General features: G+C 64.2%; 20 protein-coding genes. 3 read left to right on the top strand and 17 right to left on the bottom strand.

Annotated elements, in window-relative coordinates; translation table 11 throughout:
• Positions 1 to 43 precede the first annotated feature (43 nt).
• The 14 genes from ACHAC9_RS20560 to ACHAC9_RS20495 all read right to left on the bottom strand — a co-directional run bounded on the left by ACHAC9_RS20560 (position 44) and on the right by ACHAC9_RS20495 (position 17,536).
• The gene (locus ACHAC9_RS20560) at positions 44 to 1,603 is read right to left on the bottom strand and encodes a tetratricopeptide repeat protein (RefSeq protein ID WP_435762866.1); all 1,560 of its coding nucleotides are present in this window, start codon (positions 1,601 to 1,603) and stop codon (positions 44 to 46) included.
• Positions 1,604 to 1,642: 39 nt separating this feature from the next.
• On the bottom strand, positions 1,643 to 3,898 hold the full coding sequence (locus ACHAC9_RS20555) for a putative bifunctional diguanylate cyclase/phosphodiesterase (protein WP_435762864.1): 2,256 nt from the start codon (positions 3,896 to 3,898) through the stop codon (positions 1,643 to 1,645).
• A gap of 4 nt (positions 3,899 to 3,902) precedes the next feature.
• On the bottom strand, positions 3,903 to 6,056 hold the full coding sequence (locus tag ACHAC9_RS20550) for an HDOD domain-containing protein (protein ID WP_435762862.1): 2,154 nt from the start codon (positions 6,054 to 6,056) through the stop codon (positions 3,903 to 3,905).
• A gap of 260 nt (positions 6,057 to 6,316) precedes the next feature.
• Positions 6,317 to 7,597 (bottom strand): multidrug effflux MFS transporter, encoded by a 1,281-nt coding sequence (locus ACHAC9_RS20545; protein WP_435762859.1) that lies wholly within the window; start codon positions 7,595 to 7,597, stop codon positions 6,317 to 6,319.
• 3 nt (positions 7,598 to 7,600) lie between these two features.
• Entirely contained in the window at positions 7,601 to 8,830 is a 1,230-nt protein-coding gene (locus ACHAC9_RS20540; protein ID WP_435762856.1) for a THUMP domain-containing class I SAM-dependent RNA methyltransferase, read from the bottom strand.
• An 86-nt stretch (positions 8,831 to 8,916) separates the two neighbouring features.
• Positions 8,917 to 9,330, bottom strand: a complete 414-nt coding sequence (locus ACHAC9_RS20535) for a CopD family protein (RefSeq protein WP_435762854.1) — start codon at positions 9,328 to 9,330, stop codon at positions 8,917 to 8,919.
• A gap of 14 nt (positions 9,331 to 9,344) precedes the next feature.
• Positions 9,345 to 10,610: a glutamate-5-semialdehyde dehydrogenase gene (locus tag ACHAC9_RS20530; RefSeq protein WP_435762852.1), complete on the bottom strand. Its 1,266-nt coding sequence runs from the start codon at positions 10,608 to 10,610 to the stop codon at positions 9,345 to 9,347.
• A 94-nt stretch (positions 10,611 to 10,704) separates the two neighbouring features.
• Positions 10,705 to 11,718 carry a DNA polymerase III subunit delta gene (gene holA, locus ACHAC9_RS20525; protein WP_435762850.1) on the bottom strand — a complete coding sequence of 338 codons (1,014 nt, stop codon included), beginning with the start codon at positions 11,716 to 11,718 and terminating at the stop codon, positions 10,705 to 10,707.
• A 7-nt stretch (positions 11,719 to 11,725) separates the two neighbouring features.
• On the bottom strand, positions 11,726 to 12,268 hold the full coding sequence (gene lptE / locus ACHAC9_RS20520; RefSeq protein WP_435762848.1) for an LPS assembly lipoprotein LptE: 543 nt from the start codon (positions 12,266 to 12,268) through the stop codon (positions 11,726 to 11,728).
• A gap of 3 nt (positions 12,269 to 12,271) precedes the next feature.
• Complete coding sequence (leuS, locus tag ACHAC9_RS20515; protein WP_435762846.1) at positions 12,272 to 14,914, bottom strand: leucine--tRNA ligase; 2,643 nt, start codon at positions 14,912 to 14,914, stop codon at positions 12,272 to 12,274.
• A 50-nt stretch (positions 14,915 to 14,964) separates the two neighbouring features.
• Positions 14,965 to 15,642: a YdcF family protein gene (locus ACHAC9_RS20510; protein ID WP_435762844.1), complete on the bottom strand. Its 678-nt coding sequence runs from the start codon at positions 15,640 to 15,642 to the stop codon at positions 14,965 to 14,967.
• Positions 15,643 to 15,752: 110 nt separating this feature from the next.
• Positions 15,753 to 16,079: a barstar family protein gene (locus ACHAC9_RS20505; protein WP_435762842.1), complete on the bottom strand. Its 327-nt coding sequence runs from the start codon at positions 16,077 to 16,079 to the stop codon at positions 15,753 to 15,755.
• A gap of 4 nt (positions 16,080 to 16,083) precedes the next feature.
• Positions 16,084 to 16,893, bottom strand: coding sequence for a 4-hydroxy-tetrahydrodipicolinate reductase (gene dapB / locus ACHAC9_RS20500; RefSeq protein ID WP_435762840.1), 810 nt, complete (start codon positions 16,891 to 16,893; stop codon positions 16,084 to 16,086).
• A gap of 7 nt (positions 16,894 to 16,900) precedes the next feature.
• Positions 16,901 to 17,536 carry an outer membrane protein assembly factor BamE gene (locus ACHAC9_RS20495; protein ID WP_435762837.1) on the bottom strand — a complete coding sequence of 212 codons (636 nt, stop codon included), beginning with the start codon at positions 17,534 to 17,536 and terminating at the stop codon, positions 16,901 to 16,903.
• Positions 17,537 to 17,615: 79 nt separating this feature from the next.
• On the opposite strand from ACHAC9_RS20495, the gene fur reads away from it, so the two are divergent.
• Positions 17,616 to 18,050 carry a ferric iron uptake transcriptional regulator gene (fur, locus tag ACHAC9_RS20490; protein WP_435762834.1) on the top strand — a complete coding sequence of 145 codons (435 nt, stop codon included), beginning with the start codon at positions 17,616 to 17,618 and terminating at the stop codon, positions 18,048 to 18,050.
• 72 nt (positions 18,051 to 18,122) lie between these two features.
• On the opposite strand, the gene hrcA is transcribed toward fur, so the two are convergent.
• Both hrcA and ACHAC9_RS20480 read right to left on the bottom strand, forming a co-directional pair.
• Entirely contained in the window at positions 18,123 to 19,145 is a 1,023-nt protein-coding gene (gene hrcA, locus ACHAC9_RS20485; protein WP_435762832.1) for a heat-inducible transcriptional repressor HrcA, read from the bottom strand.
• Positions 19,146 to 19,209: 64 nt separating this feature from the next.
• Positions 19,210 to 19,926, bottom strand: a complete 717-nt coding sequence (locus tag ACHAC9_RS20480) for an HAD family hydrolase (protein WP_435762829.1) — start codon at positions 19,924 to 19,926, stop codon at positions 19,210 to 19,212.
• A 222-nt stretch (positions 19,927 to 20,148) separates the two neighbouring features.
• Between ACHAC9_RS20480 and ACHAC9_RS20475 the strand changes: the two genes are divergently transcribed.
• Positions 20,149 to 20,745 carry a hypothetical protein gene (locus ACHAC9_RS20475; protein ID WP_435762827.1) on the top strand — a complete coding sequence of 199 codons (597 nt, stop codon included), beginning with the start codon at positions 20,149 to 20,151 and terminating at the stop codon, positions 20,743 to 20,745.
• Positions 20,746 to 20,761: 16 nt separating this feature from the next.
• Positions 20,762 to 21,439 carry a hypothetical protein gene (locus ACHAC9_RS20470; protein WP_435762825.1) on the top strand — a complete coding sequence of 226 codons (678 nt, stop codon included), beginning with the start codon at positions 20,762 to 20,764 and terminating at the stop codon, positions 21,437 to 21,439.
• Positions 21,440 to 21,715: 276 nt separating this feature from the next.
• On the opposite strand, the gene ACHAC9_RS20465 is transcribed toward ACHAC9_RS20470, so the two are convergent.
• Positions 21,716 to 21,907, bottom strand: a complete 192-nt coding sequence (locus tag ACHAC9_RS20465) for a hypothetical protein (protein WP_435762823.1) — start codon at positions 21,905 to 21,907, stop codon at positions 21,716 to 21,718.
• Positions 21,908 to 22,052 lie beyond the last annotated feature (145 nt).

Below are 22,052 nucleotides of genomic sequence, written 5' to 3'. Positions count from 1 at the left end.
TTCTACAGCCGGGTCGATCGGGCTCGCCGGGGTTTTTTGACAGCTACGCAGCTTCCTGCCCGCACCCCTGCACCGTCGCCAGCTGCCCCGCATCCATGCGCGCAGTGATCCGCTTCAGATACGGCCCCGCCCCCGCAATCCCGCCACCCGCGGCCCGCGCCAGCCACCCGTACGCCTCGATCAGGTCGCGCCGCGCCCCCTGCCCGGCCGCATACATCACGCCCAGGTTGAACTGCGCGCGCGCATGTCCCTGGCGCGCCGCGCACTGGTACCAGAAGTGCGCTGCCTCGTAATCGCGTTCGACGCCGTGGGCGCTGTCATAGCGCAGCGCGAGCGCGAACTGGGCCAGTGCGTGGCCCCCGTCGGCGGCCTTGCGGTACCAGTGCGCCGCTTCGCGCGGGTCGCTCGTCTCCATGCGCTCGAGCAGCACGCCCACCATGTGCTGGGCCGGCGCATATTCCTGGTCGGCCGCGCGCCGGTACCAACCGAGGGCGCGTGCCGCATCCTGGGCCACGCCGACGCCGGACTCATAGCGCAGGCCGAGGTCGAACTGGGCGCGCAAATGGCCCTGCTCGGCCGCCTGGGTGATCCAGTGCAGCGCCTGCGCCGGATCGTGTTCGACGCCATTGGCGGCATCCATCAGCTGGCCCAGGTGGTATTGCGCGGACGGCAAGCCCTGGACAGCGGCCTGCCGGTACCAGTGCGCGGCGAGCGCCGGCTCGCGCTCCACGCCCTGGCCGTGCTCGCAGCGCAGCCCGAGGTTGTCCTGGGCGGCCGCGTGGCCCTGCTGCGCGGCGCGCCGGTACCAGGCCAGGGCAGCGGCTTCGTCGCGCGGCACGCCATGGCCGCTGTCGTAGATCAGGGCGAGGTTGAACTGGGAACTGGCGTGGCCCTGGTGTGCGGCGCGTTCGTACCAATCGATCGCCTGGACGCTGTCCTGGTCGAGATCCTGGCCCTTGTCGAAGCGCAGCGCGAGGTTGAACTGGGCCGGCGCGTGGCCTCCATCGGCGGCGCGGCGCAGCCAGTCCAGCGCCTGGACCGGGTCGCGCGCGACGCCCTGGCCGCTGTCGTAGCGCAGCGCCAGCGCGAACTGCGAGCGCGCGTAACCCTGTTCAGCGGCGCGCCGGTACCAGCCGATGGCGGCATCGGTGTCCTGAACGACCCCCTTGCCGCCGTCGAACATCATGCCGAGGTTGTGCTGGGCGCCGGGGTCGCCCTGGTCGGCCGCCTGGCTGAACCAGTGCAGTGCCTGGGCCACGTCGGCTGCGGCGCCCTGCCCTTTCGCGCACATCCAGCCCAGGTTGTACTGGGCCGGCGCATAACCCTGCAGAGCCGCGCAGCGATACCAGTACAGCGCCTGCGCATGGTCCTGGGGCAGGCCCTGGCCCTTCTGGTACATGACGCCGAGGTTGTATTGGGCCTGCTCGAGACCCGCGGCGGCCGCCTTGCGGTACCACTCCACGGCCAGCGCGTAGTTGCGCGGTACGGCCTGGCCGTTCACGTACATGAAGCCGAGCTGGTGCTGGGCACTGGTGACGCCGCGCTCGGCGAGCCCTTTCACGCGCAGGAATTCGGCGGTGTGGCGTTCGCCGGCGTCAGGCACGGCCGCGCTGTCCCTCGTGACCGGCTCCATTACCGGGAACTATGCGCGCCGCGCGCACGGTACGGGAAAGACGAGGGGCTGCCCGGCGCCCGGCAGCATGCCCGGCAAGGGCCCCTGGCCGCGCAGGACGCCGATAAAGCTGGACAACGAAATCGGGCGGTGGAACAGGTAGCCCTGCATCGTCTCGCAGCCGTTGGCACGCAGGTAGTCGGCTTGCGTCTCGGTCTCGACGCCTTCGGCCACCAGGTGCAGGTTCAGGCCGCGCGCGATCGAGATGATCGCCAGGATCACCGGATAGTGACCCTGCACGTCATGGATCTCGTGGACGAAGGACTGGTCGATCTTCATCGTGTGGATCGGGAAGCGGTGCAGGTAAGAGAGCGACGAGTAGCCGGTGCCGAAGTCGTCGATCGCGACCGACACGCCGAGCTGGCACAGTTTATGTAGCTGCTCGATCGCGTACTGCGGATTGCGGATGCAGATGTTCTCGGTGATCTCGACCTCGATCTGGGCCGGTGAGATCCCGTAGCGCACCAGCGCGCCGCGCATTTTTTCAAAGAAGTCGCCGCGGTCGAGGTATTGCGGCGACAGGTTCAGCGACAGCCGCACCGCCTGGCCGCTGGCGATATTCCACTGCAGCATATCGCGGCACAGCGCGCCGAGCATCCAGTCCGAGATCGGCAGCATCAGGCCGTTTTCTTCGGCGAACGGTAAAAATTCGCCGGCCGACAGCAGGCCGCGCGTCGGGTGGTTCCAGCGCATCAGCGCCTCGGCGCCGACAATGCGGCCACTGGCCGAATCGATCTGCGGCTGGTAGTACATCTCCAGCTCGTTGTGCTCGAGCGCGCGGCGCAGCGCCTGCTCCAGCGCGATTTTTTGATGCGACACGTCGAGCATCGAGTCGTGATAAAAACTGTGGCCATTCTTGCCCAGGGCTTTTACCTGGTACATCGCGATATCCGCGTGGCGCAGCAGTTCGTCGATCGATTCGCCGTCGCCCGGGTAGATCGCAATGCCGATCGAGGCCGAGATGTGCACTTCATGCCCGTCGAGGTCGAACGGCCGGTGCAGGCTTTCCAGGAATTTGTCGGCAATCGCGCGCGCGTCGTCGCGGTCGCCCAGTTCCGGCAGCACGATCGTGAATTCGTCGCCGCCCTGGCGCGCCAGCGTGTCGCCCTTGCGCAGGCAATCCTTCAAGCGCACCGCCACCTGCTGCAGCAACTCGTCGCCTTTTACGTGGCCGAGCGTGTCGTTCACGAGCTTGAAGCGATCCAGGTCGATGAACATCACGGCCAGTTCCGTTTGCTTGCGCTTGGCCTGGATCACGGCCAGGCCAAGGCGGTCCTTGAACAGGATCCGGTTCGGCAGGTCGGTCAGGATGTCGTGGTAAGCCTGGTACGAGATGACGTCCTCGGCGCGCTTCCTGTCCGTGATGTCGCGCGCCACGCCATAGGTACCGAAGAACTCGAGCTTTTGCACCTCGCTGTCGGGCACGTGCATGCCGATCGAGTTCAGCGAGATCGTCATCAGGGTATTGTTGAAGGTGCGCTCGCCGCTATTGGTCTTGGCGCCGCGGCACTTCAAGCGCAGTTCGACGTTGCGCGAAGCCCGTTCATCGACGCGGCGCTCGTTGAAGACGTAACGCGCGCGCTCCAGGTCTTCGTCGTGGACCAGCAGCGAATAGTGCTTGCCGATCAGCTCATCGCGCGAAAATCCCAATAACTGGTACGCGCGGTCGTTCACGAACGTGAAACGGCCTTCGTGGTTCAGCGTATAGATGATGTCCGGCGAGCTGTCGACCAGGTAGCGGTACATCTTCTCGGAGTTTTCCAGCTGCTGCGCCATGCGGGTGTTGGCGGCGGCCAGGCGGCGCTGCGAGAGCGCATTGCCGACCGTTTTCATCAGCTCTTCGCGGCTGTAGGGCTTGCGCAGGTAATCGTAGGCGCCGCGCTTCAATGCGCCGATGGCCGCGTCGATACCCACTTCGCCGCTCATCACGATCACGTCGGCGTCCACGCCGCGCTCGTTCATGAAGTCCATGATCTCGTGGCCGCCGATGTCGGGCAGGCGCAGGTCGAGCAGGACCAGATCGAAACGGCTGCGCGACAAGTGGGCGATGGCCTCGGTGCCGGAGCTGGCGGTGGTCAGGTCGAAGCCGCGCCCCTTCAGCAGTTCGTGGAGCGAGGCGAGCAAACGCGGCTCGTCGTCGACCAGCAGCAGTCTGGGCTGGCTTTCCGTGTCGGCATGCCCGGCAAACGCGGCTTGGTCGCCGCTGGCGCGATACTCGTTCATCATGACCTTAAACAGAACCTAGTGCGCGCGCCGTCAACACCGGCGCTGCGCTGGCGCCGGACCATGCCGGCAGCAGGATTTCGAATGCGGTGCCGCCCCTGCCGCTGCGGCAGGCGATCTGGCCGTTCAGTTTTTTCACCAGGCCGTGCACGATCGACAGGCCCAGGCCCCGGTGCGCGCCGTCCTTGGTGCTGCGCACGGGCGAGAACAGGTTCGCCATCACTTCCGGCGACAGGCCCGGGCCGGTGTCGGTCACGGCCAGTTCGACATACAGCTGGTGCTCGCGGTGCACATGGCCGCGGTTGACGATCTCGATGCGCCCGCCGCCACTGTCGGCCAGCGCCTCGACCGCGTTCTTGACCAGGTTGACCAGGATCTGCTTGAGCAGGTCGGCGTCGCCCTCGACCAGGCGCGCGTCCCCGCCCACGGCGCAGGCGATCTGCACGCTGCCCGGGAGGAACTGGCCGGCGCGGAACAGGCGCACCACGTCGTCGACGACCTTCGCCACGTCGAGCGGACGCGGGCCGGCTTCCTGGGGTTTCAGCTCGGCCAGGCTACCGATCAGCTGGCCGACGCGGTCGATCTCTTCGTTCAGCACCGACATCTCGGTGGCGACCGGTTCCTGGCGCGCCAGTTTGCTGTCGAGGACACTCAAATAGTTCTTGATGATCGACAGCGGGTTGTTTACTTCGTGCACCACGCGGCGCGAGGCTTCGCGGTATTCCTCGGCCACGCTGGCGATCTGGCGCCGCGCCTTGCCGCGCTCGAGCAGCGCCGTCTCCAGCGCGGTCGCGGCCTGGGCGCCGAAGGAGTGCAGGAAGCGCTCGCGTTTCTGGCACAGCGCGACCTGCCAGGCGGCCACACCGCCCACCATCACGCCCAGACAGCGGTTGCCGGCCACCAGCGGCAGGCAGACCATGCTCTCGGTGCCGAGCATGCGAAACAGCTGTTCTTCGGCCAGATTGAGGGGCTGGCCCTCGCGCTGGAGATACGCGGTCCGGCGTTGCAGGGCTGCGCCCGCAACCGCGCCGCCTTTATTCAACGGGATCGCGAATTCGGCGATGCGGTGAGTGGCGCCACCCGGTGCGCCGATCAGCATCTGGCCGGTCGGGTTCTCGAGCAGGATCACCGTGTTGTCGAAGTCGAACAGGATGCGCGCCGAGCGCGTCATCGATTCGAGCAGGTCGGATTCGCCCTGCTGGCGTGCGAAGGTTTGCCCTACTTCCGACACCAGCACCAGGTTGCGCACTTCTTCCGAGAGGCGCTGCTGGATCGGGTCGAGCACGGGCGGCGCATACGCGGGCGGGGCCGGGATGTCGTCGGCGCCGGCGAGGTCGATGCCGAGGTGAGCGGCGGCCTGGTCGACCTGGCGCGCACCGCTGATGAGCATGGAGGGCAGTTCGCCCGCGTCCAGGCCGCACAGGGCGGCGCCGTCCGCCAGGGCTGCGGCGTCGCCGGGATGGCTCGACATCAGGTGCGCCAGGCGCAGGATGCGGATCAAAGGATGGGCCGACTCGAGGCGTTCGCTCGGCTCATGGTGGTAGAGGATCGCGTCGGCCAGGAAGGAATCGAGCTGCCAGCGCTCGACCAGCCAGGCGCCGGCTTCGGCGTGGGTAATCTGCAGCGTGCGCTGCTCGACGGCGCACAGGTCATCGTCGTCGAGCGCGGTGAAATTAAAGGCATATTCCTTCGGCGCGGTGGCGAGCAGGGCCAGGCGCCCGACGTTGTGCAGGAGGCCTGCCAGATAGGCTTCTTCCAGGTGTGGGTAATCGATGCGGCGCGCGATGTCGCGCGCCATCACGGCCGCGCCGAGCGAGCGCTTCCAGAAGGCGCGCAGGTCGGTGCTGCCCGAATGGGGAAAACTGCTGAAGGTCTGGAATACCGAATCGCTGATCACCAGCGTCTTGATCATGTCGGTGCCGAGGGCAACGAGCGACTGCTCGAGGCTCACGCCGCGATGCTTGCGGTGGTAGGCCGAACTGTTGGCCACGGCCAGCAGCTTGCCGGTCATGCCCGCATCGTTGGCGATCAGGGCGGCCAATTCAGGCATGCCGAGGTCGTCGGCCTGCAGATGCCCGAGCAGCTTGATGAGTATCTGCGGCATCGCCGGCAGCCTGGCAATCAACAGACGATTGCGGATATCCTGGTCTGGTTGGTGCATTGTCTCAAGCGACGCCACGTTACGAAGGTTTCGGGGTGGCATTCCGGGATAGGGCTACCACAAGATGACATTCATGCATCTCTGGATAAGAAGGCCATTCTTGGTATTGATCCAGATCAAAAAGCCGTCTTAGCATATATACATTTCTGTTTGGGAACAATACTTACTGTTAAAAGTATGAAATTTCGACGGAAGAGTGATGTGCCAGCGGTACGTTTTGTTGAGATAGATACAATTTTTGTAATATCGACTTGCTTTCCTTACACACCCGCGCGCGCCAGCATGCGCCGGTAATGGCGCGATGTCATCCAGAATCCCAACGCGAGCACGGTGAACCCGGCCTGGCCAAGTGCCAGCGCCAGCACCGAGTGCGACAGTGCCGGCGCAATCATGCCCGCGACGATCGCTCCCAGCAGTGTGACGATGAACGACTGGCAGGAAGCGGCCGTGCCGCGGATATGCGGGAACAGGTCAAGCGCAAGCAGCGTAGCGCCGGGTGAAATGAGCGCGCTGCCGAACGTGAAGAAGAACATCGGCAGCACGGTCCACGGCAGCGCCGGCGGCAGGAACAGGTGATAGCCGACATTGAAGCTGACGGCGCCGAGCATGAAGGCGAAGCCGACCCCGATCTGGCGCGCGAAACTGGTCTTGCCGGCCAGGCGGTTGGCCGCCATCGAACCGAGGAAAATCCCGCCCACGGTCGGCACGAACAGCCAGGCGAAGTCCGACGGGCCAAGACCCAGGTGCACCGGCAGCAGCACCGGCGAGGCCGTAATGTAGAGGAACAGGCCGGCGAAGTTCAGCGCCGTGACGCCCGCCTTCATCTGGAACAGGAAGGAACTGAAGATCGCGCCATAGCTCTGCGCCAGGAAGCGCGGATTGAAGGGCTGGCGCTGCGCCTGCGGGACCGTTTCCGGCAGGTGCTTCCAGCACACCCAGCCCAGCAGCACCGTGTAGGCCGACAAGGCCAGGAAAATCGCGCGCCAGTCGAACCAGGTGACGATCCAGCCGCCCATCACCGGCGCGAGGGCCGGCGCGATCGAGAAGATCATCGTCACCATCGACAGCAGGCGCGCCGCCGGCGCGCCTGCATACAGGTCGCGGATGATGGCCCGTCCGACCACGACGCCCGCACCGGCCGAGACCCCCTGCATGATGCGGAACACCCACAGGTAGTGAACCGTGGACGCCGCCGCGCAGCCGAAGGTGCCGATCGCGAACACCACCAGGGCCACGAGAATCACGTTGCGCCGCCCGAAAGCGTCCGACAGCGCGCCATGCCACAGCACCATGCCGGCAAACGCCAGCATGTAGGCCGTCAGCGTCTGCTGCACCTCGATCGACGAGGCATGCAGGTTCGCCATGATCTGCGGGAAGGCCGGCAGATAAGCATCGATCGAGAACGGCCCCAGCATCGACAGCCCGGCCAGCAGGGTCGCCAGGCCGCCGGCCGACAGCATCACGATCTTGTGCGGCGCCGGCAGCGGCACCGGAATCACCGGGTCTTTCGGCAGCTGGTCGGGGTCGGTCGGCGGCAGCATCGCTTATTCCTGGACGGGGTCCTGCGGCAAACCGGACTTCGGCTTGGCTTCCTCGCGGCGGTTGTAACCGGCCACCATGTCGAAGCGGAACAGGCGGCATTCCAGGGCGCCGTTGAAGAACGGCGTCTTGCGCGCTTCCTTCAGACGCAAGAGTTTGGGAAGCGACAGGTCGGCCGTGAACAGGAACACGGTCCAGCCGGCGAAGCGCTGCTTGAGCGTGGTGCCGAGCGCCGAATAGAAGGACACCGCCATCTCGTCGGCCGGCACCGTGGAGTCGCCGCGCACGCCGATCCGCTCGCCGTACGGCGGATTGGTCAGCAGGATGCCGGGCCCTTCGACGGGCGGAGAGACGTGCTGGGCCTCGATCTGTTTCAGCGGCACGTCGAACAGGATGCCGGCGATGTTCAGGTTGTGCCGGGTCATTGCGACCATGTCGCCCGAGATGTCGGAGCCGAAAATCGTGGGTTCTGTCGGCAGCGGATTGGCCTTGATCGCGGCCTTCATTTCCTGCCAGGCGGCGCGATCGAAGTCGGCGAATTTTTCGAATGCGAAGCGGCGGCGGCTGCCTGCCGGAATGCCCTGCACGATTTGCGCGGCTTCGATCAGGATCGTGCCCGAGCCGCACATCGGGTCGAACAGCGGCGTGCCCGGCTTCCAGCCCGCCACGCGCAGCATCCCGGCAGCGAGATTCTCACGCAGTGGCGCGTCGCCGGTCTCTTCGCGCCAGCCGCGCTTGAACAGTGCTTCGCCCGAGGTGTCGAGGTAGATGATGAAGTTACGCTGGTCGAGGAAACCGACGATGCGCATGTCCGGCTCGCGCGTGTCGACCGAGGGGCGCTTGTTGAACTGGTCGCGGAAGCGGTCGCAGATCGCGTCCTTGATCTTGAGGGTCGTGAATTCGAGGCTCCTCAAAGGCGATTTCACTGCCGTGACGTCGACGCGGATCGTGTGGTCGACGCCGAACCAGTCTTCCCATGGCTGCTCGAGCACGAGGTCATAGATGTCGTTTTCGTTGTCGTAGCTGCGCTGGGCCATGCGCATCAGGACGCGCGAGGCAATCCGCGAGTGCAGGTTGACGAGGTAGGAGTCGACCAGCGTGCCGGAGCAGTGCACGCCGCCGGGGACCTGGTTGTGGACTTTTAATGTACTGCTGTGCGCCTGGGCGATCTCGAGGAGTTCTTCGGCGAGCGCCACTTCCATACCGCGCGGGCAGGGGCAAAAATAGGAGGTCATGGGGGTACCCTTTGTCCGTTAGTGAAAAAATATTGTGGCCGGGAGCGCCTCCGCATCCGGCCGGTCATTGCGTTTGTTGGGGTGTCTTAAAAGGGCTTGACGACCACCAGGATCACGATCAGCGCCAGCAGCACGACCGGCACTTCGTTAAACCAGCGGAACCAGGTGTGGCTGCGCCCGTTAACACCGGCCTCGAACTTCTTCAGGATCGAACCGCAGGCATGATGGTAGCCGATCGCCAGCAGCACCAGCGCCAGTTTCGCGTGCAGCCAGCCGCCCTTGATATCGAAGCCCAGCCATAACCAGAGACCCAGCAGCAGCGCCGGAATCGCCAATATCGAGGTAAACCGGTACAGCCGGCGTGCCATGCCGAGCAGGCGCGTGGTCGCCGCGCTCTCACGTTCCTGCGCCAGGTTGACGTAGATGCGCGGCAGGTAGAACAGGCCGGCGAACCAGGAGGCGATGAAGATGATGTGGAAAGCTTTGATCCAGAGGTACATGCGGTTCCTTGTTATTAATTACGTACTTCGCCGTGACCAAACACGACGTACTTGAGTGAAGTCAGGCCTTCCAGCCCTACGGGGCCGCGTGCGTGCAGCTTGTCGTTCGAGATGCCGATCTCCGCGCCCAGGCCGTACTCGAAGCCGTCGGCAAAGCGCGTCGAGGCGTTGACCATGACCGACGCCGAATCGACTTCGCGCAGGAAGCGCAGCGCCGCGCTGTAGTCTTCGGTAATGATGGCTTCCGTGTGTTTCGACGAATAGCGGTCGATGTGGTCCATCGCCTCCTCGATCCCGTCCACGATTTTCACGGCCAGGATCGGCGCCAGGTACTCAAGGCTCCAGTCTTCCTCGGCGGCCGCAACGAGAAACGGATAGCCGGCCAGGATCGTGCGCGCTTTCTCGTCGGCGCGCAGCTCGACTTCCTTTGTCTTGTACAGCTCGGCGAGCTGCGTCAGCACCGTTGGCGCCACCGAGCGCGCAACCAGCAGCGTCTCCATCGTGTTGCAGGTGCCGTAGCGGTGGCATTTGGCATTGAAGGCGACGGCCACCGCTTTTGCGAGATCGGCCTTGTCGTCGATGTAGACGTGGCAAATGCCGTCCAGGTGCTTGATCATCGGGACCGTGGCTTCCTCGATCAGGCGCGCAATGAGCCCCTTGCCGCCGCGCGGGACGATGACGTCGACATACTGCGGCATCGTGATCAGGGCGCCGACGGCGGCGCGGTCGACGGTGTCGACCACCTGCACCGCGTCTAGCGGCAGGCCAGCCTTGCTGACACCTTCGCTGACGAGTTTCGCCAGCGCGCGGTTGCAGTGGATCGCTTCCGAGCCGCCGCGCAGGATCGCCGCGTTGCCGCTCTTGATGCACAGGCCCGCCGCATCGACCGTCACGTTCGGGCGCGCCTCGTAGATAATGCCGATGACGCCCAGCGGCACGCGCATCTGGCCAACCTGGATGCCGCTCGGACGCGATTTCATGTTTGAGATCTCGCCGATCGGGTCCGGCAAGGTCGCGATCTGGCGCAGGCCTTCGACCATGGTCGCGATCGCGGCAGGCGAGAGGGCCAGGCGGTCGAGCAGCGCCGGGGCCAGGCCGGCGGCGCGCGCGGCGTCGAGGTCGCGTTCGTTCGCGGCGGACAGAGACGTTGCGTCGCGTTCGATGGCCTCGGCAATCAGGAGCAGCGCGCGGTTGCGCGTCGCGCCATCGGCGCGCGCCATCGCCCGCGCCGCGGCCCGGGCATTGCGGCCCAGCGTGTGCATGTAGTCGGTGATGTCCATGGTTCGATTCCAGTGTGCGTCAAGCAGTAGTGGGAGGCGTTCAGCGGCGTTTCGATAGGCGGGTGTGCGTTGAACGCGTGACGACGAACCCGGGTTAGCGCGCCACCTTCAAGGCCAGCTGCAACATCGCATCCCACGCATCCCCCGCGAACGCCTTTGCGCGCAATCCCTTGACCATCTTGTCGACCTGCGCCGCCTGCTGCAGCGCGGCCTCCAGCGTGGCCAGCGAAATGCGTCGCAATGCCGGATCCATCATCCGTTCGCGCGGACCCCAGATGCGGTATTCCTTCAACAGCGCCCCGAGCGGGCGCCCCTGCGCCATCCCGGATTTCAATTTTAACAGCGTGCGGATTTCTTCGGAGACGGCCCACAACACCAGCGGCAGCGCCTCCCCTTCCCCTTTCAGCCCCTCGAGCATGCGCGCCAGGCGCGCCGGGTCCCCAAGCAGCATCGCTTCCGACAACTTGAACACGTCGTAGCGCGCCACGTTCAGCACGGCGTCCTGCACCTGTTCAACACTGAGTTTGCCCGGCTCGTGCAGCAGGCCCAGTTTCTGGATTTCCTGGTGCGCCGCCAGCAGGTTGCCCTCGACCCGGTCGGCAATAAAATCGAGCGCCGTACGGTCCGCGCTCTGCCCTTGCGCAGCCAGGCGCTGGCCGATCCAGCCGGGCAGCTGCGCACGTTCGATGTTCGGAATCTCGATGTAGACCGCGGCTTGCTGCAGCGCGGCCACCCACGACGCCTTCGCCGTCTGCCAGTCGAGCTTCGGCAGCGTGATCAGGGTCAGGTTGTCGGGACTGAGATCCTTGGCATACGCCTGCAGCGCGGCGCTGCCGTCCTTGCCGGGCTTGCCGGTCGGGATACGCAGCTCGATCAGCTTCTTGTCGCCGAACAGGGACAGCGCCTGGTTCGCCGCCAGCAGCTCGCCCCATTTGAAGGTGCGCTCGACGGTGAGCACGTCGCGTTCGGTGTGCCCAGCCGCGCGCGCGGCACGCCGGATTTTATCCGCCGCTTCCAGCGCCAGCAGGTGCTCGTCGCTGGTAATCACGTACAGCGGCGCCAGCGCCTTCGCCAGATGGGGCTCGAGCGCCTCGGGCCTTAATTGCATTACTGTCTCACCGCGCTGGTTGCGCTGGTTGCGCTGCTTGCGTCTTGACGGCTGCCAGGCGGCGCATGACCTGCTGCACCAGGTCGGACTGCATGTCGCGGTACAGCAGCGCTTCTTCGCCTTCCTTGGCCAGCACGATTTCTTCGCTGAAGGCGAGGTTGCGGCGCAGCGTGATCTCGGTAGGCCCCAGCAGCAGGTTGCCGCCGGCGTCGCGCACCTGGAACACCAGCGTGTAGCTGAGCAGGTACTCGCGCACGCGGCCCAGGTTGTTCAAGGAAAGGATCGCCTTGTTGCGCGCCTCGGAGATGACTTCGAAGCGCGCCTGCGCCTCCTGTGGCGTGGTCGCGATGACGACCCGGTCGCCGGCGCGCAGGTTGCGCTTGAGCTCATTGCCGAGCGGCGAAGTGTCCGGGAAGGCCAGGTAGATGCTGGTGAACGGCATGTCGTAGGCGCCGTTCGAGCCGCGCAGGTGGAAACCGCAAGCGGTCAGCGTGGTGGCCAGCAGCAGCGCCGCACAGGCGCGCGCAAAGAGAGGGGATTGAGCGCGCATGTCTTACACCACGATGTTAACGAGTTTGCCGGGCACGACGATGATTTTCTTCGGCGTGCCTTCGATGAACTTCTGGACCGCCTCCGAGCCAAGCGCCGCCGCCTCGATCGACGCCTTGTCGGCATCTTTGGCCACTTTGACGGAGCCGCGCAGCTTGCCGTTCACCTGGATCATCATCTCGATCTCGGCCTGCTCCAGCGCTTGCGGATCGACTTCAGGCCACTGCACGTCGAGGATGTCGCCGTAGACGCCGGCAAAGCCGAGTTCCTGCCACAGCGCGTGGGTGATGTGCGGCGCGACCGGGTTCAGCATGCGCAGGAAGATCGACAGGCCTTCGGTGATCACCCCATCGCCCGCCACCCCCTCGGGCAGCTTGGCCGACTCCAACGTGTTGAGCATCTTCATGCAGGCCGAAACCACCGTGTTGTACTGGATGCGTTTGAGGTCGTAATCGGCCTGCTGCAGCACCTTGTGCACTTCGCGGCGCAGGGTTTTATGGGCGTCTTCCAAACCACCTTGCTGCTGGCCGGCGAGGGCCGCGGCGATACGCTCGCGCTGCGCATAGCCATAGGCCCAGACGCGGCGCAGGAAGCGGCTTGCGCCTTCGACGCCGCTGTCCGACCACTCCAGGGTCTGCTCAGGCGGCGAGGCGAACATCGTGAACAGGCGCGCGGTGTCGGCGCCGTACTGCTCGATTTGCGCTTGCGGGTCGATGCCGTTGTTCTTCGACTTCGACATCTTCTCGGTGCCGCCGATGTCGACCGGCTGGCCGTCGCTTTTCAGGGTCGCGCTTTGCGGACGGCCCTTGTCGTCGAACACGAGTTCGACGTCCGCCGGGTTGAACCAGGTTTTTTTACTCGACGCGTCTTCGCGGTAATAGGTCTCGTTCAGGACCATGCCTTGCGTGAGCAGGTTGACGAACGGCTCGTCGAATTTCACCAGGCCGAAGTCGCGCATGACCTTGGTCCAGAAGCGCGCGTACAGCAGGTGCATGACGGCGTGCTCGATGCCGCCGATGTACTGGTCCATCGGCATCCAGTAATCGTTGCGCGCGTCGACCATCGCATCGTTCGCACCCGGCGAGGTATAGCGCATGTAATACCAGGACGAGTCGATGAAGGTGTCCATCGTGTCGGTCTCGCGGCGCGCCGGCTTGCCGCATGTCGGGCAATCGCAGGCCAGGAAAGCCTCATCCTTGTTCAGCGGGTTGCCGGTGCCGTCCGGGACCAGGTGCTCGGGCAGCACGACCGGCAGGTCGCTTTCCGGCACCGGGACCACGCCGCACTCGGCGCAGTGGATCATCGGGATCGGGGTGCCCCAGTAGCGCTGGCGCGAGATGCCCCAGTCGCGCAGGCGGAAGGTCACCTTCTTGTCGCCCAGGTCCTGCGCGGCCAGGTCGCCCGAGACCGCGTTCACGGCCGAGGTGTAATCGAGGTCGTCGTACTTGCCCGAGTTGATCGTGCGGCCGTTTTCCTTGTCGCCATACCACGCCTGCCAGGCCTCCAGCGAAAACGCCTGGCCTTCGACTTCAATCACCTGCTTGATCGGCAGGTCGTATTTTTTGGCGAACTCGAAATCGCGCTCGTCGTGGCCCGGCACGCCCATCACGGCGCCGTCGCCATAGGTGATCAGGACGTAGTTGCCGACCCAGACCGGGATTTGCTCGCCGGTGACCGGGTGCGTCACGAACAGGCCGGTCGGCATGCCCTTCTTTTCCATCGTCGCCATGTCGGCTTCGATGACGGAACCGAGTTTGCACTCGGCGATGAAGGCGCCGAGTTCCGGATTGTTCTTTGCGGCGTGCTGGGCCAGCGGATGTTCGGCGGCCACGGCGCAGAAGGTCACGCCCATGATGGTGTCGGCGCGGGTGGTGAAGACGTACAGTTTGCCTTCGTTGATCAGCTCACCGGCGTCGTCCATCACCACGTGCGGGAAGGCGAAGCGCACGCCGACCGACTTGCCGATCCAGTTGGTCTGCATCGTGCGCACGCGCTCCGGCCAGCCCGGCAGTTTGTTGTCGACGTAGTCGAGCAGTTCGTCGGCGTAGTCGGTGATGCGCACGTAGTACATCGGGATCTCGCGCTTTTCGATCGGCGCGCCCGAACGCCAGCCGCGGCCGTCGACGACCTGCTCGTTGGCGAGCACCGTCTGGTCGACCGGGTCCCAGTTCACGGTACCGGTCTTCTGGTAGATGATCCCCTTCTCCAGCATCTTGAGGAACATCCACTGGTTCCACTTGTAGTACTCCGGCTTGCAGGCGGTCATCTCGCGCGACCAGTCGATGGCGAGCCCCATCGACTCCATCTGCCCGCGCATGTGGGCGATGTTTGAATAAGTCCACTCGGCCGGCGGCACGTTGTTCGCCATCGCCGCGTTCTCGGCCGGCATGCCGAAGGCGTCCCAGCCCATCGGCATGAGCACGTTGTAGCCGTTCATCCGCAGGTAGCGGTACATCACGTCGTTGATCGTATAGTTGCGCACATGGCCCATGTGCAGCTTGCCGGATGGGTAAGGCAGCATCGAGCAGGCGTAGTACTTACCCTTCGGGAAACGTGGGTCGTGCTCGACGGCCTTATAGGCATCGATCGACTTCCAGTACGCCTGCGCGGCCTGTTCAACTTCGGCGGGACTATATTTATCTTGCATGATCTTCTGCGGACGGAATGTGGGAGGGTGGAGCAGAACATTATACTGGTTCATCTGGGAAGAGCTGGGGTCAGCCTGACCCCAGCCGTCCCAGCCGTTACGGCGAGCACCGGATATGGCGCATGCCCCTCCAGCTCGCGCAGAAAGTCCTGCTCCAGGTAATGTGGAATCTTGTGGAACTCGGCCAGCACACGTGCACGAAATTCGGCGTGCTCGTGCCAGCGTTCGGCCGGCAGGCCGAAGTAGTTGACGGCGCAGGCCGATACGGTAATGCCGGGCCAGTGCCGGGCCAGTGTCATCAGGTAGCGCCGCATGGCGCAGACCTTGCCGATCGCGAGCACGCTGTCGACCTCGGCCAGGTCCATGCTTTGCGCCACTTGACGGCGGCCGAGGATGACGTTTTCGCCGGTGTTGGTGGCTTCAAGCTCGAGGATCAGGATGGAGGGCGGCATGCCGAGTTCAATGAGCCGCTCGGCGATGACGTCTGCTTCCGGGCGTGACTGCCCTGCCGTGGCGCCCCCGGAGACCAGCAGCCGCTCGAACATGCCGCGCTGCCAGAGTGCGTGCGTCGCACGGCAGAATTCGTCGACGCCGTGGCGCGTACCGAACAGGAAGCCGAGTCGCGCGGGACGTAGCGGCAAGGCCGGCATCACATAACGCGAGATGGAAAGAAGATCGTCTGCGGTCATGGCCAGGTCGATGCAGTGCTCATCACCTTGGGAACGCATGGGGTGGTGGGGCTGCTGCTGTGCGCTGACTGGCCGCCATGATCCGCGCGGACACAAGCGCACCTTTATGGTCGAGGTAGTGTCCGAATGTCAGACCCCAGCCTGTTCGTTTAACGCAGCACCAGTTCCAGGGCCGGCTTCTCGCCGTAGTCTTCGTAACGCTCGTTGATGCCGCCGACGCAAAACACGATCTCGTCGATCAGGTCCGGCAAGCGGGCGCGCAGGGCGGCGCTGTCGGTGATGACGATTTCCAGCACCTCGTTCGGCTGCAGCCGGAACTTGGTCATGTTCTCTTCGTCGCGCAGGTAGCTCAGGCAATCGACCCAGGCGTCGATGGTGTCGCCCGACACCGTATGAAAGCCGAAAGCGCTGCGGCTCTCGGCGAGAAAAGTCGCCTCGTTGACGATTGCCGCGCCGTTCAGTTCTGCCACTGCCATTGCATCATCCTTTCAGGGACAGTACGTCCTGCATGTCGTACAGGCCATTCGCCTGGTCGGCGATGAAGCGCGCGCCGCGCAGGGCGCCGTGCGCGTACGTCACGCGGCTGCTCGATTTATGCGTGATTTCGATGCGTTCGCCCGTGCCGGCAAAGAGTACCGTATGGTCGCCGACGATGTCGCCACCGCGCACGGTGGCAAAGCCGATGGTCGAGGGATCGCGTTCGCCGGTGACGCCTTCGCGCCCGTACACCGCGCACTCCTTCAGGTCGCGACCCAGCGCATCGGCGATGACTTCGCCCATTTTGAGGGCGGTGCCGGAGGGCGCGTCGACCTTGTGGCGGTGGTGCGCCTCGATGATCTCGATGTCATAGCCTTCGGCGAAGCTTTTCGCGGCCATTTCCAGCAGTTTGAGCGTCACGTTCACGCCCACGCTCATGTTCGGCGCGAACACCACGGCGATTTTTTCGGCAGCGGCAGCAATGACCGCCTTGCCGGCGTCGTCAAAACCGGTGGTGCCGATCACGATTTTGACGCCGTGATCGGCGCAGTACGCCAGGTGCTGCAAGGTCCCTTCCGGGCGCGTGAAATCGATCAGGCAGTCGGCATTGGCCAGTGCATGCGCGAGATCGGATTCGATCGTCACACCGGTGGGCTGGCCCGAGAAAGCACCGGCGTCATGGCCGATGAACGGGGAACCCGCGACGTCGAGGGCGCCGGCGAGCACGGCATCGGGTGCGGCGGCGATTGCCTCGATCAGCATGCGGCCCATGCGCCCGCTGGCGCCGGCGACCGCGATTTTCAGTGGCGTCATGACGGTTTTATGGGGTGTTCGAGGAAGTGGCGGGCGTGGCGGCCGTCGAGGGATCGACCGGACGGGCAGCGGTTGCTGCCTCGGCTTTTTTCGCCTCCTTGACAACGTTCTTCGCCGGGCCGGCGATGCGGGCGATGTACTCGCGCTCGGTCGGCAGGTTGCCGCCTTCGAAACGTTCGACCACGTCATCCTTGAAGAAGATGGTAACGCGGCTGGTGGTCAGCTCGCCATTGCCGCGCGCGAGATAGAACGGGAAGTCCCAGCGGTCGGCGTGGAACATGTCCGTCAACAGCGGCGTGCCGAGCAGGAAGCGCACCTGTTCGCGGGTTTGCCCCACTTTCAGCTGGGTCAGCATTTCTTGCGAGACGAAGTTGCCTTGCTGGATGTCCGGGCGGTAAGGCGAGAAGATCCACAGGAATTTCTGCAGCTTCGTGCCTTGCGTCGTTTGCGCACCGGCATTGGCCAGCGACGCCGACTTGCCGGCATCGGATGCCAAGGCGGCTTCGGACGTATTCACCGGTGCGGCCGGTTGAGTCTGGTTGCGCCACGACGCGCAGCCGGACAGTACGAGCGTGCAGGCAAGGCCGGCGGCAAGCGCAGCGCGGGTCTTGGAGCGATGAACAACGGCATCAAAGAGACGCATAAGTAACCTCAAAACGTTTAAGCGGGAGCTTCCAAAACGCTATATCATAAAGCACTCCGCCCATCTACGAGTAACAAACATGAGTAACAGTCCCACCGACCTGAAGGCGAGCGGCCTGAAGGCGACCTTGCCGCGCCTGAAGATCCTCGAAATTTTCCAGAACAGCGAAGTGCGCCACCTGACGGCGGAAGACGTCTACAAAATCCTGCTGGCCGAGAACATGGACGTCGGCCTGGCGACCGTCTACCGGGTGCTGACCCAGTTCGAGCAGGCGGGCCTCTTGAACCGCAACCACTTTGAAACCGGCAAGGCGATCTACGAACTGAACGCCGGTTCGCACCACGACCACCTGGTCTGCCTCGATTGCGGCCATGTCGAGGAATTCTTCGACGAAGAAATCGAATCGCGCCAGAACAAGATCGCCGCCGAACGCGGCTTCAAAATCGCCGAGCACGCATTGGCGATCTACGGACATTGCATCAAGCCGGCGTGTCCGCATCGCGGCGGCCGGTGATCCCGGGTTGCACCCGCAATGAAAGACGGCGCCGATGGCGCCGTTTTTTGTTGCTACCTTACGTATAGTGCCCTATGAATGACTCAACGCATTCGACAACAACTTGGCCGTGATATCGACAATCGGAATCACGCGCTCATACGCCATGCGCGTCGGGCCGATGACCCCCAGGGTGCCGACGATCTTGCCGTTCACCTCGTAGGGCGCGGTGACCACGCTCATCTCGTCCATGGGCACCAGCTTCGATTCGCCGCCGATAAAAATCTGCACGCCGCCGGCCTTGCTCGACATGTCGAGCAGTTGCATGAGACCGGTTTTTTGCTCGAACATCTCGAACATCTGGCGCAGCGAACTCATGTTCGACGACAGGTCCGACACCGACAGCAAATTGCGCTCGCCCGAAATGACCATCTCTTCGCTGCCTTCGGCCATCGCCTCGCTGCCGGCTTGCACGGCCGTTTGCATCAGGCCACCGATGTCCTCTTGCAGCTGGCGCAATTCGCCCGTCAGGCGCCTGCGCACTTCATCGAACGTGAGACCGGCGAAGTTCTGGTTCAGGTAGTTGGCCGAGTGTACCAGCTGGGACGGCGTGTAATCGACCTCGGTGAGCAGCAGGCGGTTCTGCACGTCGCCGCGCGGGTCGACGATGACGAGCAGGATGCGCTTTTCGGACAGGCGCAGGAATTCGATTTGCTGGAATACCGACTCGCGGCGCGGGCTTTGCACGACGCCGGCGAATTGCGTCAGCGACGACAGCATTTGCGCCGCGTTGGCGATGAGTTTTTGCGGCTGCTGGGCCGGCAGGTGCATGCGCCCGGCGTCGACACCGTGCTGGCCGTCCAGGTGCTGCACCGTCAGCAAGGTGTCGACGAACAGGCGGTAGCCGCGCGGCGTCGGCACCCGTCCGGCCGAGGTGTGGGGACTGGCGACATAGCCCATCTCCTCGAGGTCGGCCATGATGTTGCGGATCGTGGCCGGAGACAGGTCGAGGCCGGAAATTTTCGAGAGCGCGCGCGACCCGACCGGCTGGCCGTCGGCAATATAACGCTCGACGAGGGCTTTCAGCAGGGTTTGGGCTCGGGTTTCAAGTTGCATGGGGAGTGGTCGCGCGCAGAATGGTTGCGCACCTATTATGCACCTTCAGCCCTACCCTGTGGGCTCAGACGTGTTCGCGCTTGAGCCAGTCCAGCAATCCATCGAAGTTCGCCACAATCGCATCCGGTTGCACGCCCTCTTCCAGGTGGCGCCGGCTGGCGGTGCGATTCATCCAGACCGCGCGCAAGCCGGCGCGCTGGGCGCCCTGCACGTCGAGCAGCAAGTCGTCGCCGACATACACCGCCTCGAATGGCGCCACGCCCAGCGCGGCGCAGGCGGCGTGGAAAATCGCCGCATCCGGTTTCGCGCGGCCGAAACTGGGCGCCGCCACCGAGGCATGAAAATGGTGGGCCAGGCCGATCGTCTGCAGGTCGGCGTTGCCGTTCGTTACCGAGCCGACCAGCACGCGCCCCTTCAAGCGCAGCAGGCCGGGCAGCACATCGTCGTAGGGAATCACGGCGTTGCGCGCGGCAAAGAATTCAGTCATCGCCAGGGCGACCTTGCCGACATCCTCGCCGGCCTGCTCGAACGCGGCGGTCAAGCCGGCGCGGCGCAGCGCGCCCAGGTCGAGCTGGAATTCGGGACGCCGCGCCAGCAGCTCGAGACGCGCCTGGCGCAGGCTGTCGATGGTAAACCGTTCGGCCACGCGCGGCGCGTTGTCGGCAAGCCACGCGAACAGGGTCTGCTCGGCCTGCACGATAACCGGCGCGATCGGCCACAGCGTATCGTCGAGGTCGAACAGGATGGCTCTGGGCCAGGGACGGCGGTGGGAAGGTTTCATCGGCGGCGGTCGTATCGGTGGGTCCAGCATAGCGAGGCCAGCGGCGAAATGCAAACGGGCCGCGGCTGCAGGAGCGCCCGCCCTGCGCTTCGTTACACCGTGATACAAAGCCTAATGAGCCCGGGCCTTGTCAAATGCTCTAAAATGATGGGCAAACTTCTACCATGCGGCCCGGCGCCTCTCATTTGCGCGCCTTGCCCCTTCCCATTTTTTGGAGAAATTATGATTCGTTCCCCCCTGCGTGCCGGCCTCGCGCTGGCATGCGCGCTCAGCCTGTCCGCCTGCGGCGGCGGCGACGGTGATGTCTTCATCGGCGGCAATGTGTCCGGTGTGACCAAGGCCGGCCTGGTGTTGACGAACAACGACGGCGACGACCTCGCTGTCGAGCCGAACAGCACCTCCTTCTTCTTCGCGACCCGCGTCGAAACCGATGCCGGTTATAACGTCAAGGTCAAGAGCGTGCCGCCGAATGTCGACGGCATCGGCAACTGCGTCGTCAGCGGCGGCTCGGGCAAGGCGGTCTTCAATATCACCACCGTCCAGGTGTTCTGCAACATCCGCACGCATAAGCTCAGTGGCAACATCATCGGCCTCGGCAGCGCTACCGGCCTGGAGCTGGTGAATGGCAGCGACCGCCAGACGATCGCGCCGACCGGTGCCGATCCGCAAACCTTCAACATGGCCCCGGTGACGGAAGACCTGGCTTACGGCGTTACCATCCTGCGCCAGCCGGCAGGCCGTAACTGCGCGGTCGAGAACGGTACCGGCAACATGCGGGAAGCCGACATCGGTAACGTCGTCGTGCGTTGCACCCAATAATTCTGTGGAGGCTAATTTGAAGAAATCGATCCTGGCGCTGTGCGCGCTGACCCTGGCAGCCGGTCTCTCGGCCTGCGGCGCCGGCTCCTCGGACTATACGATTGGCGGAACGGTCGTCAACCTGCAGTTCGGCCCCCTGGTCCTGGTCACGAATGGCATGGAAGTCGCCATCCAGCCGCAAACGGATGCCAACGGCAAAATTGCATCATCGACGAGCTATTCATTCCCGAATCAGTTGAAATACGGCGAAACCTACAACATCACCATGAAGCCGATCGGCACGGACGCGGGTGGCGCAACGATCTATCAGCAGCCGCCGCACCAGATCTGCGGGCCCTCGACCGCGGCGGGCAACGTCACGGCTGATACGGCAGGACGCCTGTCCGTCATCAATGCGGTATTCATCTGCACCCTGGCCAGCCACACGATCGGCGGCACGATCACCGGCCTGGCGGCGGACGGCCTGACTTTGAATAACGGCGGCAGCAAGCTTCCGGTGGTCAAGGATGCAACAACCGGCGCCTATCCGACCAGCTTCACCTTCCCTACGGCCGTGACTTACAAGCAGACCTACGGCGTGACGGTCCTGGATCAGCCAACTGGCCAGACTTGCAGGGTTGCCAATGGCGCCGGCGAGATGGGCGACGAGAACATCACATCCATCAGCATTACCTGCACCACGAACCCCACCTGAGCGAACGGGAGCAGACATTCACAACGCCTATGTCGATCATTTCGAAAGAAAATTAGACGTATATGTTGTAGTGCACCATAATTGCACCTGTCTCCTCCAACTCTCCTCAGAAAAGAATTGGATTTAGCCCGCCCGCAACGGCGGGCTTTTTTTTGCCTGCATTTTCGGGGGAACTAGAGCGCCTAACAAAAGCTCCAGGGCAAGGCGCATCGCCGAAGACAGTACCCTTTGTACGGCGAGACGATGCAACGCCGCCATGGGGATTTTGTTGGGCGCTCAGCCGAATTTAGTGGCGGCGGGGAGGCGCTTGCCGACCACCTTCACCACTGCCATTTTCTCGCTGCCGACCGAGACCATCGCATCGGCGCGTACTTGCGCCTTGTAGCTCTCGGCGCTGGCGTAGGTGCTGACGCCGACGACGAGGGCGGCGACCAGGAACAACGATTCCATGTGTTTGAGGACGTTCATTTCAGACTCCCTGTGGTGAAGTGACATGCCGTTGCGGCTTTCGATGGGAGGACTTTAGCAAGCGCCCTTCTCTCTTTCCATCGGACTGCGACGGACTGCATAAAGCGCAGGATGAAGCGCGCAAAGCGGGGATATGAGGGGTTTG

This window comes from Massilia sp. CMS3.1 (genome assembly GCF_051262535.1).
Taxonomy (GTDB): Bacteria; Pseudomonadota; Gammaproteobacteria; order Burkholderiales; family Burkholderiaceae_D; genus Telluria.
The sequence above is the reverse complement of the archived record's forward strand: the minus strand, read 5'-3'. Positions and strand labels throughout refer to the sequence as shown.

What these genes read in the sequence shown, in the direction of transcription:
- ACHAC9_RS20555 (WP_435762864.1), bottom strand. Translation starts at nt 3,898, where the DNA reads ATGATGAACGAGTATCGCGCCAGCGGCGACCAAGCCGCGTTTGCCGGG.
- ACHAC9_RS20550 (WP_435762862.1), bottom strand. Translation starts at nt 6,056, where the DNA reads ATGCACCAACCAGACCAGGATATCCGCAATCGTCTGTTGATTGCCAGG.
- ACHAC9_RS20545 (WP_435762859.1), bottom strand. Translation starts at nt 7,597, where the DNA reads ATGCTGCCGCCGACCGACCCCGACCAGCTGCCGAAAGACCCGGTGATT.
- ACHAC9_RS20540 (WP_435762856.1), bottom strand. Translation starts at nt 8,830, where the DNA reads ATGACCTCCTATTTTTGCCCCTGCCCGCGCGGTATGGAAGTGGCGCTC.
- ACHAC9_RS20535 (WP_435762854.1), bottom strand. Translation starts at nt 9,330, where the DNA reads ATGTACCTCTGGATCAAAGCTTTCCACATCATCTTCATCGCCTCCTGG.
- ACHAC9_RS20530 (WP_435762852.1), bottom strand. Translation starts at nt 10,610, where the DNA reads ATGGACATCACCGACTACATGCACACGCTGGGCCGCAATGCCCGGGCC.
- holA (WP_435762850.1), bottom strand. Translation starts at nt 11,718, where the DNA reads ATGCAATTAAGGCCCGAGGCGCTCGAGCCCCATCTGGCGAAGGCGCTG.
- lptE (WP_435762848.1), bottom strand. Translation starts at nt 12,268, where the DNA reads ATGCGCGCTCAATCCCCTCTCTTTGCGCGCGCCTGTGCGGCGCTGCTG.
- leuS (WP_435762846.1), bottom strand. Translation starts at nt 14,914, where the DNA reads ATGCAAGATAAATATAGTCCCGCCGAAGTTGAACAGGCCGCGCAGGCG.
- ACHAC9_RS20510 (WP_435762844.1), bottom strand. Translation starts at nt 15,642, where the DNA reads ATGCGTTCCCAAGGTGATGAGCACTGCATCGACCTGGCCATGACCGCA.
- ACHAC9_RS20505 (WP_435762842.1), bottom strand. Translation starts at nt 16,079, where the DNA reads ATGGCAGTGGCAGAACTGAACGGCGCGGCAATCGTCAACGAGGCGACT.
- dapB (WP_435762840.1), bottom strand. Translation starts at nt 16,893, where the DNA reads ATGACGCCACTGAAAATCGCGGTCGCCGGCGCCAGCGGGCGCATGGGC.
- ACHAC9_RS20495 (WP_435762837.1), bottom strand. Translation starts at nt 17,536, where the DNA reads ATGCGTCTCTTTGATGCCGTTGTTCATCGCTCCAAGACCCGCGCTGCG.
- fur (WP_435762834.1), top strand. Translation starts at nt 17,616, where the DNA reads ATGAGTAACAGTCCCACCGACCTGAAGGCGAGCGGCCTGAAGGCGACC.
- hrcA (WP_435762832.1), bottom strand. Translation starts at nt 19,145, where the DNA reads ATGCAACTTGAAACCCGAGCCCAAACCCTGCTGAAAGCCCTCGTCGAG.
- ACHAC9_RS20480 (WP_435762829.1), bottom strand. Translation starts at nt 19,926, where the DNA reads ATGAAACCTTCCCACCGCCGTCCCTGGCCCAGAGCCATCCTGTTCGAC.
- ACHAC9_RS20475 (WP_435762827.1), top strand. Translation starts at nt 20,149, where the DNA reads ATGATTCGTTCCCCCCTGCGTGCCGGCCTCGCGCTGGCATGCGCGCTC.
- ACHAC9_RS20465 (WP_435762823.1), bottom strand. Translation starts at nt 21,907, where the DNA reads ATGAACGTCCTCAAACACATGGAATCGTTGTTCCTGGTCGCCGCCCTC.